Raw genomic sequence first — 15,029 nt, 5'->3', positions numbered from 1 at the left:
CCGCTCTGGCTACACAGCGCTTCGTTTCCGGCTATACTTGAATTGAATTCATCCATGGAGCAGGCTTATCCAACGCTTACCGCCACTGAACAGTCTGCGCAGTTTCGAAGCCGCCGCCCGCCTGGGCAGTTTTCAACAGGCAGCACGGGAGCTGTTTGTAACGCCATCGGCGATCAGCCACCAGATCAAAACGCTGGAGTCCTTTCTGGAAGTGGCGCTGTTTATTCGCCAGACCCGGCGCATTGAACTGACCTCAGCGGGCAAGGATTACCTGAAAACCATTCAAAAAGCGCTCAATGACATCGACAAAGCCACCCAGAAACTGACCGCCAACCACAACAGCGGCGAGTTGACCCTGGCGGTGGCGCCGGCCTTTTTAACGCGCTGGGTGTTGCCTCGCATCAGCCGCTTTTATGAGCAACATCCCAATATCGAGCTGGATATATCTGCATCGGTAGACCGCGTCGATTTTTCCCACAGCAATACCGACATGGCCGTCTATTTCGGAGATGGTCGTTGGGATGACGTTGAATTATTGCACCTCAAAGATGTCGCTCTGGTGCCGGTGTGCTCACCCGAGTTACTTGCCGAACGACCGATCCACCAACCCAGCGATCTGACCGCCTTCACTCTGTTGCATGTCATGGAAAGGCCGGACGAATGGCCCGCCTGGTTTGAAGCGGCAGGCGCTGTATTTCAGGAAAGTCGTAAAGGCCAGCACTTTTCCAGTGGCTTGCTGACGGCTCAGGCGGCGGCTCGTGGTTTGGGGATAGCGTTGACCGATTTAAGTCTGGTCAGTGAAGAATTTCAAAATGGCCAGTTGGTTGTCGCCTGGCCTTTGCAATTGGAACTGGGCAAAGCGCTCTATCTGGTTTACCAAAAAGACCGACCGATGAGCTTTGCCATGCGCCAGTTCCACGATTGGATTATGGCCGAGATGGCGGCCGACGCCGCCCTGCCCGATGCGGAATAAACCGGGTCTGCATCCGAGTCTTGCCACCGGTACAATGTTCCCCGCACGGCATCGACCCATAGAACGAAACACATGACTATCGACCAATTGCTTAATAGTTCGGTACCGAATAATATTTAGTTCGGTAGCGAACCATGGAGGTTTGCTTGGATCATCTGCAGCTTCACCCTGCTGGTAAATGGATAAAACACTACCATCTGGCCAGTCGCACTTTTATGGAGCGGTTACTTCGGCCTTATGACCTGGGCTCCACTCAATGGATGGTCCTATTCCACCTGGTGCAGGACGGCGCAATGCCTCAACGCGACTTTATTGAACTGCTCAAGGTCGAAAAGCCGACGTTAAGCGACATCGTCAGCGCGCTAGTGCGTAAGGGCTTTATCGATCAATCGCCCGACCCCAGCAACAAACGGCAACGGGTGTTGTCACTGACCGAGCAAGGGCGGCAGCTTTGGGAACGGCTGCCCAACCCCATCGTTGTGATGCGTGATATCGCCTTTGACGGTGTGGATGAGCAGACGCTCGATCTGATCGCCGAGGTCCTCCAAACCGCTACCGAACGTCTGGAACATCACAACTTTGGAGATCGTGAAACATGACTGTTCTTATCACCGGTAGCACAGGCCTGGTAGGTTCACGTTTGCTGAAACGCCTACTGGCTGAGGGTGTCGATTGCCGCGCGCTGATCCGCCCGGGAAAATCTGTTGCAGATAAGGTCGCCGTTGTCGAAGGTGACCTGCTTGACCCCGCCACCCTGGCGGACGCCGTTCGGGGTGTCACCGCCATCGTTCACCTGGCCGCGACCTTTCGCACTCAGGATGAAGACCTGATCTGGAAAGCCAATGCCGAAGGCACTCGCAACCTGATTGCAGCGGCGCAGCAGTACGCGCCTGAAGCGCGTTTTATCATGGCCAGCACCAGCAACATCTACAACAAAGACACACCACGGCCGTCCCGAGAAGACGATGAGGTAGCGCCGGTATTGGCCTACCCGGCCAGCAAACTGGAGGCCGAGCAAGCGCTGCGCGCCAGTGGCTTGAACTGGTCAATTTTGCGGCTGGCGTTTGTCTATGGTGACGATGACGGGCACATCGATATGGTCGCGAACTTGGTCGAGCAATTAGGCTGGCATCCAGCTACACGCATGAGCATGGTGCACCACCGCGACATCTCCACCGCCGTGAACCTGGCATTAGCCGGGGTCATGGACCAAAAAGTGGTGAATATTGTCGATGACGCTCCGATGACGCTTTACGAGCTCGCCGCTTTGGCCGGTTCACCCATCGCCCCATCCGCCGCCCCTCTGGAAAACCCCTGGTTTTTGCAGGCCGACGGTCGGTTAAGCCGAGAACTGGGTTTTCAACCGGCGGTTGCGACGACGTATCAATCCTTTCGCGAAGGCACGCTGTAAGCGTGACGGCGGAAAAAAACAGCAGTGGCTTCAGCCACTGCTGTTTTTAGCCGATTAGTCGACCGGCACAAAGCGCACCGAATCGGCAATAGTACGTCCTAAGTCACTCGCCGCGTCGATGGAGACCCGGTTATTAGCCTGGTCGTTGGCGTCAAACCAATAGCTGCCCAGCGACTGCCAGCTGTTGCCGTTGATGGTCTGGTTCTTCCAAACCTCGGTAACCTGGCCTTGGTGATAAACGCGATACAGCACCGCATCCGGTCGATTGCTGTTTGCACTCCACCGGGCGTAAACCTGATATTCCCCACTGGTCGGCAGCGTCGGTTGCCACACCGCCCAGACATCCGCATCGGTACCGGCGTTTTCATCGACCAGATAATCGGTGCCCCAGTAGCCATAGGTGGAGTTACTGCTCAACCAACCGCTACTGCTGCGCAGGAAATCGGCGCTGTCGTTGTCGACAACAATGCCCAGGTCGGCGGTCGGTGGTGGATCACTTTCATTGGCATAACCAATCTTCTGACTCAGGCGCGGGCCTACCGAATAAAACATATGCCACTGGCCATTTTCATAGTGCAGGAAGGGCTCGGCGGCCTTGTTGTATTCAGGGCCGATGCTGGCCGGATCGTAGAAAATTCCGTGATGAATTTCCTGATCGAAGTTGGCGCCCACTTCGGTGTAATAAATATTGCTGGCACCGTGATACAGCACATAGTGCTTGCCGGCGTCCTGCCAATAAAAGGCACCGGAAATATGACTTTGACCATCGGGTCCGGGCGATACCAAGGCCCCATCGCGCGGCGTGAAATGCTTGCCGTCGTTGGAGGTTGCCAGGGCGATGCTGCGGGTGTTGTTGCGGTTAACCATCAGCACCATGGTGTAACGATCACCCCAGGTTGGAATGGTGTATTCGAACACCCGCGCGTAAGAGGTTTCGGTGAAACCGCTGCCAAAGGCGGCGTTAAAGTCGGCCGCGGTCACGGCGATATTGTCGTTCGCTATCGTCCAGTTCAGACCATCGGTCGACCAGGCCCAGCGCGTGGTGTTGTTTTCGCCATGGAAGTAGAGGAAGTATTTGTTGTACTGCTCCATCCAAACAACATTAGGGCTGGACACGTGCGAAACCGCCGAGACACCCAGCTTGCCCTGACCGCTGTTATCGATCAGCGGGTTGCCAGCGTATTCGGTGTAAGGGCCTTCGATGTTATCGGCGTAGACGACTTTAATATCGCCCGGCGCATCGTGCGGCGCGAAATACAGATAATAATTACCCAACGGATTGGCAACGTGATCAGCCACCCGCAGCAGGCTTGGGAAAATAATTTCACCGGTGTCATCTTCGGCCAGGTTGGCCGGATCGACGACCACACTTTGGTGATTCAGATTAGGCGGTGCCGCGTAAATATTGGCCGCCATTACTGCGCCGAGCATGCAGGCAAAAAAAAGCTTCGAAAATATTGTCATTGTTGTTTCCTCGAAGTGGATTTAGGTGAAAAAACTGAGCGAATTGCCTCCTTTTTAGATGAAAAAAAAGCGGCGACCTGAAAGCCGCCGCCAACCTTGTTTGCTTCAGAGTTTCAGCTTGGCGCCCTGATCCTGCAGCGCTTGTTGTACCGCCTTGGGATCAACCTCGGCGACACCGACCTTGCCAGCCGCTGCCAAGGCCGCCGCGGCACCCGCCGCCTGACCGATAGACATGGCGATGGGCGTTACCCGTATCGCTGAAAACGCATTGTGATCGGCACTGATGCAACGACCCGCCACCACCAGGTTGCTGATCTGTGGCGCATACAAGCAGCGCAACGGAATAAAGTAGGTGTGGTTGGGTGACAGGTGAATGGATTCGGTGGCTTCTTTATCCGGTGAATGCACATCGATCGGATAAGCACCCTGCACCACGGTGTCGTCATATTTCACCTGATTCATGACATCATCAGCGGTCAATACATAAGCGCCTTTGATACGCCGTGAGTCACGCACGCCAACGTGATAGGGCGTCGACAACAGCACACTGTTTTCAAAGCCAATAGCTTCGTCTTTCAGGAAGCGATAAATCTGATAACACTGACGCCGACCTTCGATTTCGGCACGCGTCACATCCCAGGGGTTGGTGGCATCGAAACCTTGCAGACGTGACGAATTGACCACCACAGTGCCGCGCTCATGGGTCTCGAAAAACAAGATGTATTCGCGTGGAATGGTGACGTTATTGCGACGGCGATAATCCATCCATTGTTTGCCGAAGGCTTTCAGACTGAGGCGATCGGTAGACATCACCCGACGCACACCTTCTTCCGGGCCGAGGTCAAATTCGTAGTTATCGGGATGCGCCTGAACATCGGCTTTGATGCGCTCGATATCGACGCCGCCGATCTTCACATTCATGGTCATCGGCTGAGTGGCGTGGTCGCCTTCGCGGCCCATTTCGAACGGAATGCCGGCGCGCGACGAGAGGTCACCGTCGCCAGTGGCGTCGATAAAATGATCGGCGGTGACTTCCGACAATCCGGCTTTGTTGCACACCACCAGATGTTTGATCCGGTCGCCCTCGACAGCCACATCGGCCAGCATGGTGTGATACAGAATATCGGCGCCAGCTTCGACCACCATTTCTTCCAGTACACGCTTCATCGCTTCGGCATCAAAGGGTGTCACAGTTGAACAATAAGTCACCGAATCAACGACGTGACCCGGTGAAGCGCCGAGTGCTTTTAAGCGCTCAACCATTTCATCGGCCAGACCCCAGACGACTTGTTCGCCGGCCGGGTTGTGGAAGGTCATCATTGGGCTGACACCCATCATGGTCAGAGTGCCGCCGAGAAAACCGCCGCGTTCAATCAGCAAGGTTTTCACGCCGAGACGCGCAGCCATGGTCGCGGCCATGGCACCGGACGGGCCGCCGCCCATTACCACCAGTTGATAATGTGGTGCTGGCTGTGTGGCCACGGTCGTGGTTTTGGTTGCTTGAGTCATGCTTACCCCTTAACGCCCGACATCGCGAAACTTTCGACGATTTGTCGCTGGGCGATGATGTACACCAACAAGACCGGAATCACCGACAGCGACGTCGCTGCCAGCTGCAAATGCCACAGCGGCAGGCCGTAGGCATCGGAGAAGTTGGTCAGTGCCAGTGGTACGGTGAATTTGTCCAGATCACTGAGGAACACCAAAGGCTCCAGCAGCAGATTCCAGGAATGCAGGAAGGAAATGATGGCGACCGCCGCCAGTGCCGGTTTCGACAATGGCAGCGCAATGCGCCAGAAGATGCCGAAGCGACTGAGGCCATCGAGCTTGGCCGCTTCTTCCAATTCCACCGGCAAAGCCGCGAAGAACTGGCGCATCAAAAAGGTGGCGATGATGCCTTGCGAGCCGAATACCGGCAGCAGGATCAAGGGCCAATGAGTATTCACCAATCCCAGATGTTTCATCCAATAGAAGTTGGGAATGATGGTGACTTCCTCGGGCATCATCAGGCCCATTAACAGGAAGACGAATAAGAAATTACTGCCGCGAAATTTCAGCCGCGCAAAGGCGTAACCCGCCATCGATGCCACCGCCAGAATTAAAATGGTCACGGCGGCAGCGATGTACAGCGAATTAAAATACTGCTGCGCAAAAGGCTGATAACTGAAAATCTCGACGTAGTTTTCCCAGGCCGGACTTTCGGGAATCAGCTTGGGCGGAAAGGCGGTGATTTCACTTTGCGTTTTCAGCGATCCGGACAGCATCCAGATAAAAGGAAACACGAACGGAATACTCAGGCCGATCAACGCCAGGTACCAACAGATTTTTTTCAGCGACAGGCGAATCAATCGACCACGGTCGCCAGCCTCATAGGAGCGCGAACTTTGAGCCAAGCTAGTCATCTCAGTTGCTCTCCTTCTTCATAAACCACTGCGCCAGGGTGAGACCCAGGGTGACTACAAAAAGCACCACAGCGAGCGCACTGGCGTAACCGACTTCGAAGAATTCGAAGGCGCGTTCGTAGATGTAATAAGCAAGCACCAGGGTGGCGTTTTCCGGCCCACCACCGGTCATCAGATAGATGTGATCGAATACTTTTAACGAACCGACCACGGTGACGATGCTGATCACCAACGTCGTCGGCGCCAGCATCGGCCAGGTCAGATGACGGAAAATATGCCAGCGACCAGCGCCGTCGAGCGTCGCCGCTTCGGCGTAGTCGCGCGGAATGGTTTGCAAGGCGGCCAGATACAAAATCATATTCAGGCCGACGTTTTTCAGCACCCGAGTGACGATGACGCTGAACATGGCCCAGTCCGGTTGGCGCAACCAGTTAGGACCGTCGATGCCGACCAGCGCCAGCATCTGATTGATGCCGCCGGATTCTTTTTGCAACAAGAAGGTCCACACAATCGCCCAGGCGGCACCGGCAGTGACCACCGGTGCGAAAAACATAGTGCGAAACACAATAACGCCGTGAAAAGCGCGATTCAGTGCCAGCGCTAATACCAGAGCAAGCGCCACATTCAATGGCACCAGGCCGGCAGCGAACACCAGAGAGTTACGCAGCACTTCCCAGAATTCAGGATTTTCAAAGAGGATGTCGCGGTAATTTTCCAGACCAACAAAGCTGGATTGTTGCGACAAAATATTCCACTCGGTCAGCGAGTACACAAAGATGGCAATCAAAGGACCGACAAAAAACAAGCAGAAACCGGTCAGCAACGGACTGATGAATAACCAGCCCGACAGGCTTTCGTGAAAGCGCGCCGAACGATTTATTGTTGGTGCGGTAACGACAGGTGTCGAAGACATAGCTCTTACCAGACGAAACAAAACAGGGGACGCCGGCTGTTGCCGACGTCCGTTTGACTCAGCACGCGCGCCAATTACAGCTCGCGTTCGATGCGACGGCAGGCATCGCTCAGCACTTCAGCGACATCAGCATCGGGCAACCACAGACGATCCAGAGTGCCGCGCGTGGCGGACTTGATCATCGGCAGACGCTCATGTGCCGGCAGCACCCGACCGTGCTCAATCTGCTCACCAACCACGGTCATCATTTGCTCATTCAGACGCGGGTTGGAGTTCAAAAAGGCGGTCGATGCCAATACCGAAGTCCGCGCTGGCGGGAAATATTCGGCCATGCGTTCAACACCAATCTGGCTGGTCATATAGGCCAGGAATTCGGTGGCGAGTTCAGCATTCGGGCTGCCTTTGAACACCACGATGGCGGCCTGACCGATGATCGGGCTGGCGCCGGCCGGGCCGGATGGCATCGGTGCGATGCCCCAGTCAAAATCGGCGTCATCGAGTTTGGAGGCGCGCGAGATCTGGGTGTACGTCAACGCAGCTTGGCCGTTGAAGAAGTCACCCATTTCACCCGGCGGCACTGCCGATTGATCGGCAAAGATCATGTCGTGATAGAGCTCGACCGCTTGCACGGCTTCAGGGCTGTCCAGGGTGCAGCTGTCGCCTTCCCAGACATCGCCACCGTAGGCGCGAATCAGCGGTACCAGGGTGTCCCAAACACGGCTGTCGTAACCCTGGCCGTCCATGGATTCAAAGCCGTAACGGCCGTTGCTGGCATCGGCCAGTTGGGCGGCGGATTCACGCAGCGTTTCCCAAGTCCACTCACCACGGGCAGCCAGTTCGGACGGGTTATCCAGACCAGCCTCTGCGAACAGGTCGGCGTTGTAGAAGACGACGAAAGGCGAGGTGGAAAACGGCACGCCATAGAGAGCGTCGTCCTTGTACCACAGGCCCATGGCCGAGTCGGCGAAGTCATCCAGTTGGTATTCAGTGTTGGCCGTTAAGGTCGGGCCGATGTCCTGCAGGACGTTGGATTCGATAAAGGTCGGGGCGGCGCCCTCGAGCATCCAGCCCAGATCCGGTGGATTACCACCGCCGATTTGCAAGGTCAGCTTCTGGATGTAATCGCCGAACGGAATGGTTTCGAACTGAACATTCACACCCGGGTGGGTTTCACGAAAGCCATCGGCAAACTCATTGAGCATGCCCAGATGAGCGGCACTGCCGGTCCAGACGGTAAAACGCAGATCTTCCGCCTGAGTGTGAGAGCTGATCGCCAGGCCAAGGCCCAAGGCGAAGGTAGTGGTTTTGATTAAGCGCATTATCATTTAAACCTCTTTGTTGTTTTTGTTGCTGTTGGACTCCGCTGTCCGCTGGTTTCCTGGGGTTTAGACTGTCAGACGGTAAGCGCCGGACAGGGAGCCAGTGTGGCTCCGGGGTGGAAGGTGCAAGGCAAGGTCACTTGCATGGCGGCTTTCGCCATGGGTCGTTCCAACCGCGACAGCAGCGAGATAAAAGCCTGAAAGCCCATCTCCTCACGCGGTATGGTGAAACCACACCAGTCCAGATTCAGGTCGGTCGGCGCATCGGGCTCGCCGAGCAGACCAATGGTGAAATCATCCGGCACGCTCAGACCACGATCCGTTAACAAGCGAAACAACTGCTCCGCTTGCAGGATGTCTTCAACCACCGCAGCGGTGGCACCGGCGGCCAAAACGTCATCGAGCCAGGCGGCGTCGAGTTGAGTGGCCGCCCGGCGATGGCGTAGCGCGGCATCGCTGTCGATCAACTCGCGCGACAGCGCATCCTGATAGCCGGCTTCGCGGTCGTGGTGGCGCTCACTGGGCTTGGCTTCGCCCAGGTAGAGCACACGCCGATGGCCGTGCTCGCTAAATTGTTCCAACACATCCAGGGTGGCGTGGCGATAATCGGCCGCCACATAGCTGAGGCTTCGCCCTGGCGCGTCTTTACGACCGATATAAACAAAGGGGAAACCTTCATCGTCGAGCCGTTGCAGGTCTTCCGGCGCCGGGTTGCGACCCATCAACACCACGCCATCGGCCAGCGCCAGACGATTGATGCCGTCGCTGTAAATAGCCCGGCGACCGTTTTTCACCGGCGCTGAGGTAAACAACATCAGGTCGTAGCCATTGGCTTCGGCGGCTTTTTCGACACCGAGCAGGAACGGCCGGAAGAAGTCGTTCTGCTCTTTGGGAAACACCGCTTCGAAACTGAACAGGCCGATGATACGGCGCTTGCCGCCGGCCAAAGTCTGGGCCACGACATCGGGCACGTAATTGAGTTCTTTCATGGCCTCAAGCACGCGCAGCCGGGTTTCGTCGCTGACCCGGATATTGTGATTGCTCTTGCCGCGAATCACCGTCGACACCACGGCCGGAGACACGCCTGCCAGGCGGGCAACGTCGGACTGAGTGGCGCGTTTACGAGTGTTGGGCATGGCGGCAAGTCACCTGGGTAACGTCAGTACGGTTGTTATTATTCGCTTATTGCCGCGAAGATAAAGCGCTTTATCAACCCTGTCAAATCTCGCTCAAAAAAAACCCGGGCAGTGCCCGGGTTGCGTTTATTGACGACTCAGTGGCCGACGGTAAAGACGATCTGATCATCCCGAACATCGGCCTCAATGGCGTCGCCATAGCCGAAATCACCGCGCAACAGCGATTGCGCCAGGCCATTTTCCAGCTCGCGCTGGATGGTGCGCTTCAATGGACGTGCACCGTATACCGGGTCGTAACCCGCAGCGCAGAGTTTATCCATGGCAGCATCGGTCAGGTGCAGCTTCAGCCCCTGGTCGGCCAAACGCTTGCGCAAGCCGTCGAGTTGGATAGCGGCAATGCCACGAATCTGATCTTCAGCCAGCGGGTGGAACACCACCACTTCGTCAACCCGGTTGATAAATTCCGGCCGGAAATGCTGACCGACGACCTCCATGACCGCCGACTTCATCGACTCGTAATTTTCTTCACCGGCCAGCGATTGAATGATGTCGCTGCCCAGGTTGGACGTCATGACGATGACGGTGTTGCGGAAGTCGACAGTACGGCCCTGGCCATCGGTCAGGCGACCATCGTCGAGCACCTGCAGAAGAATATTGAACACATCCGGGTGCGCCTTTTCGACTTCATCTAGCAGGATCACCGAGTACGGCCGGCGGCGCACGGCTTCGGTCAAGTAACCGCCTTCTTCGTAACCGACGTAACCCGGCGGTGCACCGATCAAACGCGCGACCGAGTGTTTCTCCATAAACTCGGACATGTCGATGCGCACCATAGCGTCTTCAGTATCGAACAGAAAACCCGCCAGCGCTTTGCACAGCTCGGTTTTGCCGACACCGGTCGGACCCAGAAAGAGGAAAGAGCCGTTGGGTCGGTTCGGATCGGACAGACCGGAACGCGAGCGACGAATGGCGTTGGCCACGGCTTCAACCGCTTCGTGCTGACCGACCACCCGACCGTGCAGATTGTCTTCCATACGCAGCAGTTTTTCGCGTTCGCCTTCGAGCATCTTCTCGACCGGAATACCGGTCCAGCGCGCGATAACGTTGGCGATGCTTTCGTCAGTCACCTTGTTATGCAGCAGCTGCATGTCCATCATTTCCGCCTGGCTGGCCATATCGAGCTGCTTTTGCAGATCGGGAATGCGGCCGTATTGCAGCTCGGACATCCGCGCCAGATCACCGCTGCGGCGGGCATTTTCCAGCTCGACGCGCGTTTGTTCCAGCGCTTCTTTGATTGACTGGGTGCCCTGCACCGCCGCCTTCTCGGTGTTCCAGATTTCTTCTAAGTCGGCATATTCACGCTCCAACTGTTCAATGGTGCTGTTCAGTTGATCAAGCGTTTTTCGGGTCAGTTTATCGTCGTCTTTTTTCAGCGCTTCGGCTTCGATTTTCAGCTGAATCAGACGGCGTTCCAGCTTATCCATGCTCTCCGGTTTGGAGTCAATTTCCATGCGGATGCGACTCGCCGCTTCGTCGACCAGATCGATCGCCTTGTCGGGCAATTGCCGGTCGGTGATATAGCGTTGCGACAGTTTTACTGCGGCAATAATGGCTGAGTCGGTAATGGTGACACCGTGGTGCACTTCGTAGCGTTCTTTCAAACCGCGCAAGATAGCGATGGAGTCTTCTTCGCTCGGCTCGTTAACCACGACCTTCTGAAAACGCCGCTCCAAAGCGCCGTCTTTTTCGATGTGCTGGCGGTATTCATTGAGCGTGGTGGCACCAACGCAATGCAGTTCGCCGCGCGCCAAGGCGGGCTTCAACATATTGCCGGCGTCCATCGCGCCTTCGGCTTTGCCGGCACCGACCATGGTGTGCAGTTCGTCGATAAACAGAATGATCTGGCCTTCCTGTTTCGACAATTCGTTCAAGACTGCTTTTAAGCGTTCTTCGAATTCGCCGCGGTATTTGGCACCGGCCAGCAAGGCGCCCAGGTCGAGCGATAAGACGCGCTTATTCTTCAGGTTTTCCGGCACTTCACCGTTAACGATACGCTGCGCCAGACCTTCAACGATGGCAGTTTTACCAACACCGGGTTCACCGATCAGCACGGGGTTATTTTTGCGGCGGCGCTGTAATACCTGAATGGTGCGACGAATTTCATCGTCACGGCCAATCACCGGATCAAGCTTGCCGGATTCGGCGCGTTCGGTCAGATCGATGGTGTAGCGTTCGAGTGCCTGACGGCTTTCTTCAGCTTCGGCGCTGTTCACCGATTCGCCACCACGGATGGAGTCAATGGCCGCTTCCAGTTTGGCGCTGGTGGCACCGGCTTCTTGCAGCAAAGAAGCGATGCGCGAGCGGTCCTGAACCATGGCCAATAGCACCAGTTCACTGGCAATAAACTGGTCGTCGCGTTTTTGCGCCAGCTTGTCGGCCAGGTTCATCACCCGACCGAGGTCGTTGGACATATGCACTTCGCCGTCGTGATTATCGATCACGGCGAGGCCATCCAGGTAATGACCCAGCGACTGCTTTAACTGACCCAGATTAACGCCGGCCTGATTCAACATCGGCACAATGGACGAGCCTTTCTGCTCGATCAGCGCCTGCAGCAGATGCGCCGGTTCCATAAAGTTGTGGTCTCGCCCAAGCGCTATGGATTGGGCGTCTGAGAGCGCGACCTGCAGTTTCGAGGTCAAACGATCAATACGCATGAGGTGTCCTCATCGAGGTTTCTGTTACCCAAGCAGATAGGGGCATAGGACGCAATAACAAGCGCTTGAAATGCGGTGCTTTGACCTTAGTCAAGCAGCACTTTATTTGGCGGCAATCCAGATCAGATTAGCCATGCGGCCGGTGCGGCCATCACGTCGGTAGGAATAGTAGTCATCGCCCTGCACAAAGGTGCATTCGCCGCTGCAATACACCGTTGCAACTCCAGCTCGCTGCAACCAGGCCGCAGCCAACGCTGGCAAATCGGCCAGCCATTTATTGGCCTTGCCGGTCGGCTGAAAAGCAAGATCAGCATTGGGCCAGCCAGAGAAGGCGTCGACGACATCCGCTCCAACTTCAAAGGCGGTCGGGCCAATGGCCGGGCCGAGCCCGCAAAAAACAGTCGCCGGATCATCGAACTGCGCCAACGTATTCGCCAGCACACCACCGGCCAGACCGCGCCAGCCAGCGTGGGCTATGGCAACCTGGCGGCCATCCTGCTGCCAGAAGAACACCGGCAAACAGTCTGCGGTCATTACGCAGGCCGCGAGCCCCGGTTCAGAGGTAATAGCCGCATCGGCAGGCTCGCCGTTTTGACTTAGGCAGACATCTTTAACATCGGTACCGTGCACCTGGCTGAGCCAGCGAATATCGGTGCAGCCAGGCAGTGAAGTGAGTAATTGCTGACGGTTGGCATCCACAGTAGCCGCGTCGTCACCGACATGGTGTGCCAGATTGAAGCTGTCGAACGGTGCCTGACTGACGCCGCCAGAGCGTTGCGTCCAGGCTAAGCGGACGCCTTCCGGCAATGGCCAATCCGGAAAGACGACACTCATGGCAGATCGCCTTCCACTTCGGCTTCCAGTAGCGCCAGCAGATCAATCAGATCGTCGGGCAACTCCGACTCCCAGGCCATCACCTCGCCGGTTTTGGGATGCTGTAATTCCAGCCGCACCGCATGCAATGCCTGACGACCAAAATTGCGCAGCGCTTCGGCCACCTGCGAATGCACACCCTTGGGCAGGCGGTGGCGTCCGGCGTACAGCGCATCGCCCACCAGCGGGTAGCCGATGTGCGACAGATGCACACGAATCTGATGCGTACGTCCGCTTTCCAGCTTGCAACGCACCAGCGTGTGGTTACGAAAACGTTCCAGCACCCGATAGTGAGTGACCGCTTCCTTACCCATCGGAGTCACTGCCATCTTGACGCGCTGAGTCGGGTGACGACCGATTGGTTCGTCGACGGTACCGCCGCCAGTCATCACTCCACTGGCAACCGCCTCGTATTCGCGGCCCATGGTGCGGGTTTGCAATTGATTTACTAAGGAGGTGTGAGCCGTCAGGCTGCGCGCCACCACCATCAAACCGGTGGTGTCTTTATCGAGTCGATGGACGATGCCAGCACGCGGCACCTGTGCCAGTTCCGGGTAGTGATACAGCAGGCCGTTGAGTACCGTACCGCCGGGCGTGCCCGCGCCTGGATGCACCACCAGGCCGGCGGGTTTATCGATAACAATGATGTCATCATCGGCGTAGACCACATCCAGCTCAATCGGCTCGGCTTCCCAGCGTTCATCGGCCTCAAGCGTTGCATCCAAGTGCAGGGTTTCACCGCCGATCAGTTTGTCTTTGGCTTTGCGCACCTGGCCGTCGACGCGCAATTCGCCGTCTTTGATCCATTGTTGAATGCGCGAGCGAGAATGCTCACTGAACAGAGTAGCGGCGATCTGGTCAAAGCGTTTCCGGCCCAGTTCCAGAGGAACCTCAACCGTTTCGATCAGGCGCTCGGCGGATGCGATCATTGGTGCCCTTAGGTGACTGTGGTTACAATAGCCGCCCATTGTACGTCACCGGCCGGATTCAACCCATGCCTTCGTTGTTCACCAAGCTCTTTACTTTGTTCATTTTAGTGACCGGCCTGAGCGGCTGCGCGCTCTTCGGTTCCAATGATGCCGAATCTGAGCAGGCGCTCTATGAACAGGCATCTGACTACATTGACCGCCAGAGTTACGATTTGGCGATTGATACGCTGGAACAGTTACAGAACCGTTTTCCCTTCGGTCGCTACGCTCAGCAAACCCAGCTTGATCTGATGTACGCGCGCTATCGCAGCCGCGATTTTGCTCAGGCCGTGCTGGATGCCGATCGTTTTACCCGCCTGAATCCGGACCATCCGAGCGTCGACTACGCCTGGTACCTGAAAGGCATGAGCTATTACCGGCTCTACGAAGAAAATGCCGGCATCACCGGACGCGGGGATTTGGCGCAGCGTTCGCAGCAGGATGGTGAACGCGCCTTCAGCGCACTGAAAGACTACACCGATCGTTTTCCAACCTCGGCCTATCGCAGTGAAGCCATCGATACGATGATTCTGTTGAAGGATGCGCTGGCACGTCACGAACTGGTGGTGGCCGACTACTACATGCGTCGCGGCGCCTGGATTGCTGCCGCCGAGCGCGCCAAAGTCGTACAGACACACTACCCGGGCGTCAGCGCGCAAAGCGATGCCTTGGTGGTGCTGATCGAGTCTTATGAAGCGTTGGACCGCCCGGATGACCGGACACTGGCACTGGCCCAGTTGCGCGAGCAGTATCCTGATCACCCGACGCTGCGCAATGGCGAATACCACTCACCCTACATCGAGCAGGAACGCTGGTGGGTTAAGTTACTGACCTTGGGTTGGTTTAGCTAAGC

General features: G+C 56.6%; 13 protein-coding genes. 4 read left to right on the top strand and 9 right to left on the bottom strand.

Features of this window, described 5'->3' with window-relative positions; all coding sequences use genetic code 11:
* Window positions 1-46: 46 nt before the first annotated feature.
* The 3 genes from gcvA (at window position 47) to ABMA60_RS04680 (ending at window position 2,384) form a co-directional block, all read left to right on the top strand.
* On the top strand, window positions 47-973 hold the full coding sequence (gcvA, locus tag ABMA60_RS04690; RefSeq protein ID WP_392800415.1) for a transcriptional regulator GcvA: 927 nt from the start codon (window positions 47-49) through the stop codon (window positions 971-973).
* A gap of 134 nt (window positions 974-1,107) precedes the next feature.
* The gene (locus ABMA60_RS04685) at window positions 1,108-1,572 is read left to right on the top strand and encodes a MarR family winged helix-turn-helix transcriptional regulator (RefSeq protein ID WP_392799438.1); all 465 of its coding nucleotides are present in this window, start codon (window positions 1,108-1,110) and stop codon (window positions 1,570-1,572) included.
* Window positions 1,569-2,384, top strand: a complete 816-nt coding sequence (locus tag ABMA60_RS04680) for an NAD-dependent epimerase/dehydratase family protein (RefSeq protein ID WP_392799435.1) — start codon at window positions 1,569-1,571, stop codon at window positions 2,382-2,384. Before ABMA60_RS04685 ends, ABMA60_RS04680 begins: the two co-directional genes overlap by 4 nt.
* A gap of 54 nt (window positions 2,385-2,438) precedes the next feature.
* On the opposite strand, the gene ABMA60_RS04675 is transcribed toward ABMA60_RS04680, so the two are convergent.
* The 9 genes from ABMA60_RS04675 to rluD form a co-directional block, all read right to left on the bottom strand.
* Window positions 2,439-3,848: a hypothetical protein gene (locus ABMA60_RS04675; protein ID WP_392799432.1), complete on the bottom strand. Its 1,410-nt coding sequence runs from the start codon at window positions 3,846-3,848 to the stop codon at window positions 2,439-2,441.
* A gap of 105 nt (window positions 3,849-3,953) precedes the next feature.
* Window positions 3,954-5,357 carry an FAD-dependent oxidoreductase gene (locus tag ABMA60_RS04670; protein ID WP_392799429.1) on the bottom strand — a complete coding sequence of 468 codons (1,404 nt, stop codon included), beginning with the start codon at window positions 5,355-5,357 and terminating at the stop codon, window positions 3,954-3,956.
* Between the two features lie 2 nt (window positions 5,358-5,359).
* A complete protein-coding gene (locus ABMA60_RS04665) occupies window positions 5,360-6,250 on the bottom strand; it encodes a carbohydrate ABC transporter permease (RefSeq protein ID WP_392799426.1) in 891 nt (296 codons plus the stop codon).
* Window position 6,251: 1 nt separating this feature from the next.
* Entirely contained in the window at window positions 6,252-7,163 is a 912-nt protein-coding gene (locus ABMA60_RS04660; RefSeq protein ID WP_392799423.1) for a carbohydrate ABC transporter permease, read from the bottom strand.
* A 74-nt stretch (window positions 7,164-7,237) separates the two neighbouring features.
* Window positions 7,238-8,488 (bottom strand): ABC transporter substrate-binding protein, encoded by a 1,251-nt coding sequence (locus tag ABMA60_RS04655; RefSeq protein ID WP_392799421.1) that lies wholly within the window; start codon window positions 8,486-8,488, stop codon window positions 7,238-7,240.
* A gap of 68 nt (window positions 8,489-8,556) precedes the next feature.
* Complete coding sequence (locus ABMA60_RS04650; RefSeq protein ID WP_392799418.1) at window positions 8,557-9,618, bottom strand: LacI family DNA-binding transcriptional regulator; 1,062 nt, start codon at window positions 9,616-9,618, stop codon at window positions 8,557-8,559.
* Between the two features lie 137 nt (window positions 9,619-9,755).
* A complete protein-coding gene (gene clpB, locus ABMA60_RS04645) occupies window positions 9,756-12,335 on the bottom strand; it encodes an ATP-dependent chaperone ClpB (protein ID WP_392799415.1) in 2,580 nt (859 codons plus the stop codon).
* A 102-nt stretch (window positions 12,336-12,437) separates the two neighbouring features.
* Window positions 12,438-13,169, bottom strand: coding sequence for a peptidoglycan editing factor PgeF (gene pgeF / locus ABMA60_RS04640; protein WP_392799411.1), 732 nt, complete (start codon window positions 13,167-13,169; stop codon window positions 12,438-12,440).
* Window positions 13,166-14,137 (bottom strand): 23S rRNA pseudouridine(1911/1915/1917) synthase RluD, encoded by a 972-nt coding sequence (rluD, locus tag ABMA60_RS04635; RefSeq protein ID WP_392799408.1) that lies wholly within the window; start codon window positions 14,135-14,137, stop codon window positions 13,166-13,168. The genes pgeF and rluD overlap by 4 nt, the downstream gene beginning before the upstream one ends.
* 65 nt (window positions 14,138-14,202) lie before the next feature.
* Between rluD and ABMA60_RS04630 the strand changes: the two genes are divergently transcribed.
* Window positions 14,203-15,027 (top strand): outer membrane protein assembly factor BamD, encoded by an 825-nt coding sequence (locus tag ABMA60_RS04630; protein ID WP_392799405.1) that lies wholly within the window; start codon window positions 14,203-14,205, stop codon window positions 15,025-15,027.
* Window positions 15,028-15,029 lie beyond the last annotated feature (2 nt).

Origin of the sequence: Saccharospirillum sp. HFRX-2, from assembly GCF_043196805.1 — a bacterium.
GTDB lineage: Bacteria > Pseudomonadota > Gammaproteobacteria > Pseudomonadales > Natronospirillaceae > Saccharospirillum.
Note: the sequence above shows the minus strand (reverse complement) of the source record. Positions and strands in the feature narration are given on the sequence as shown.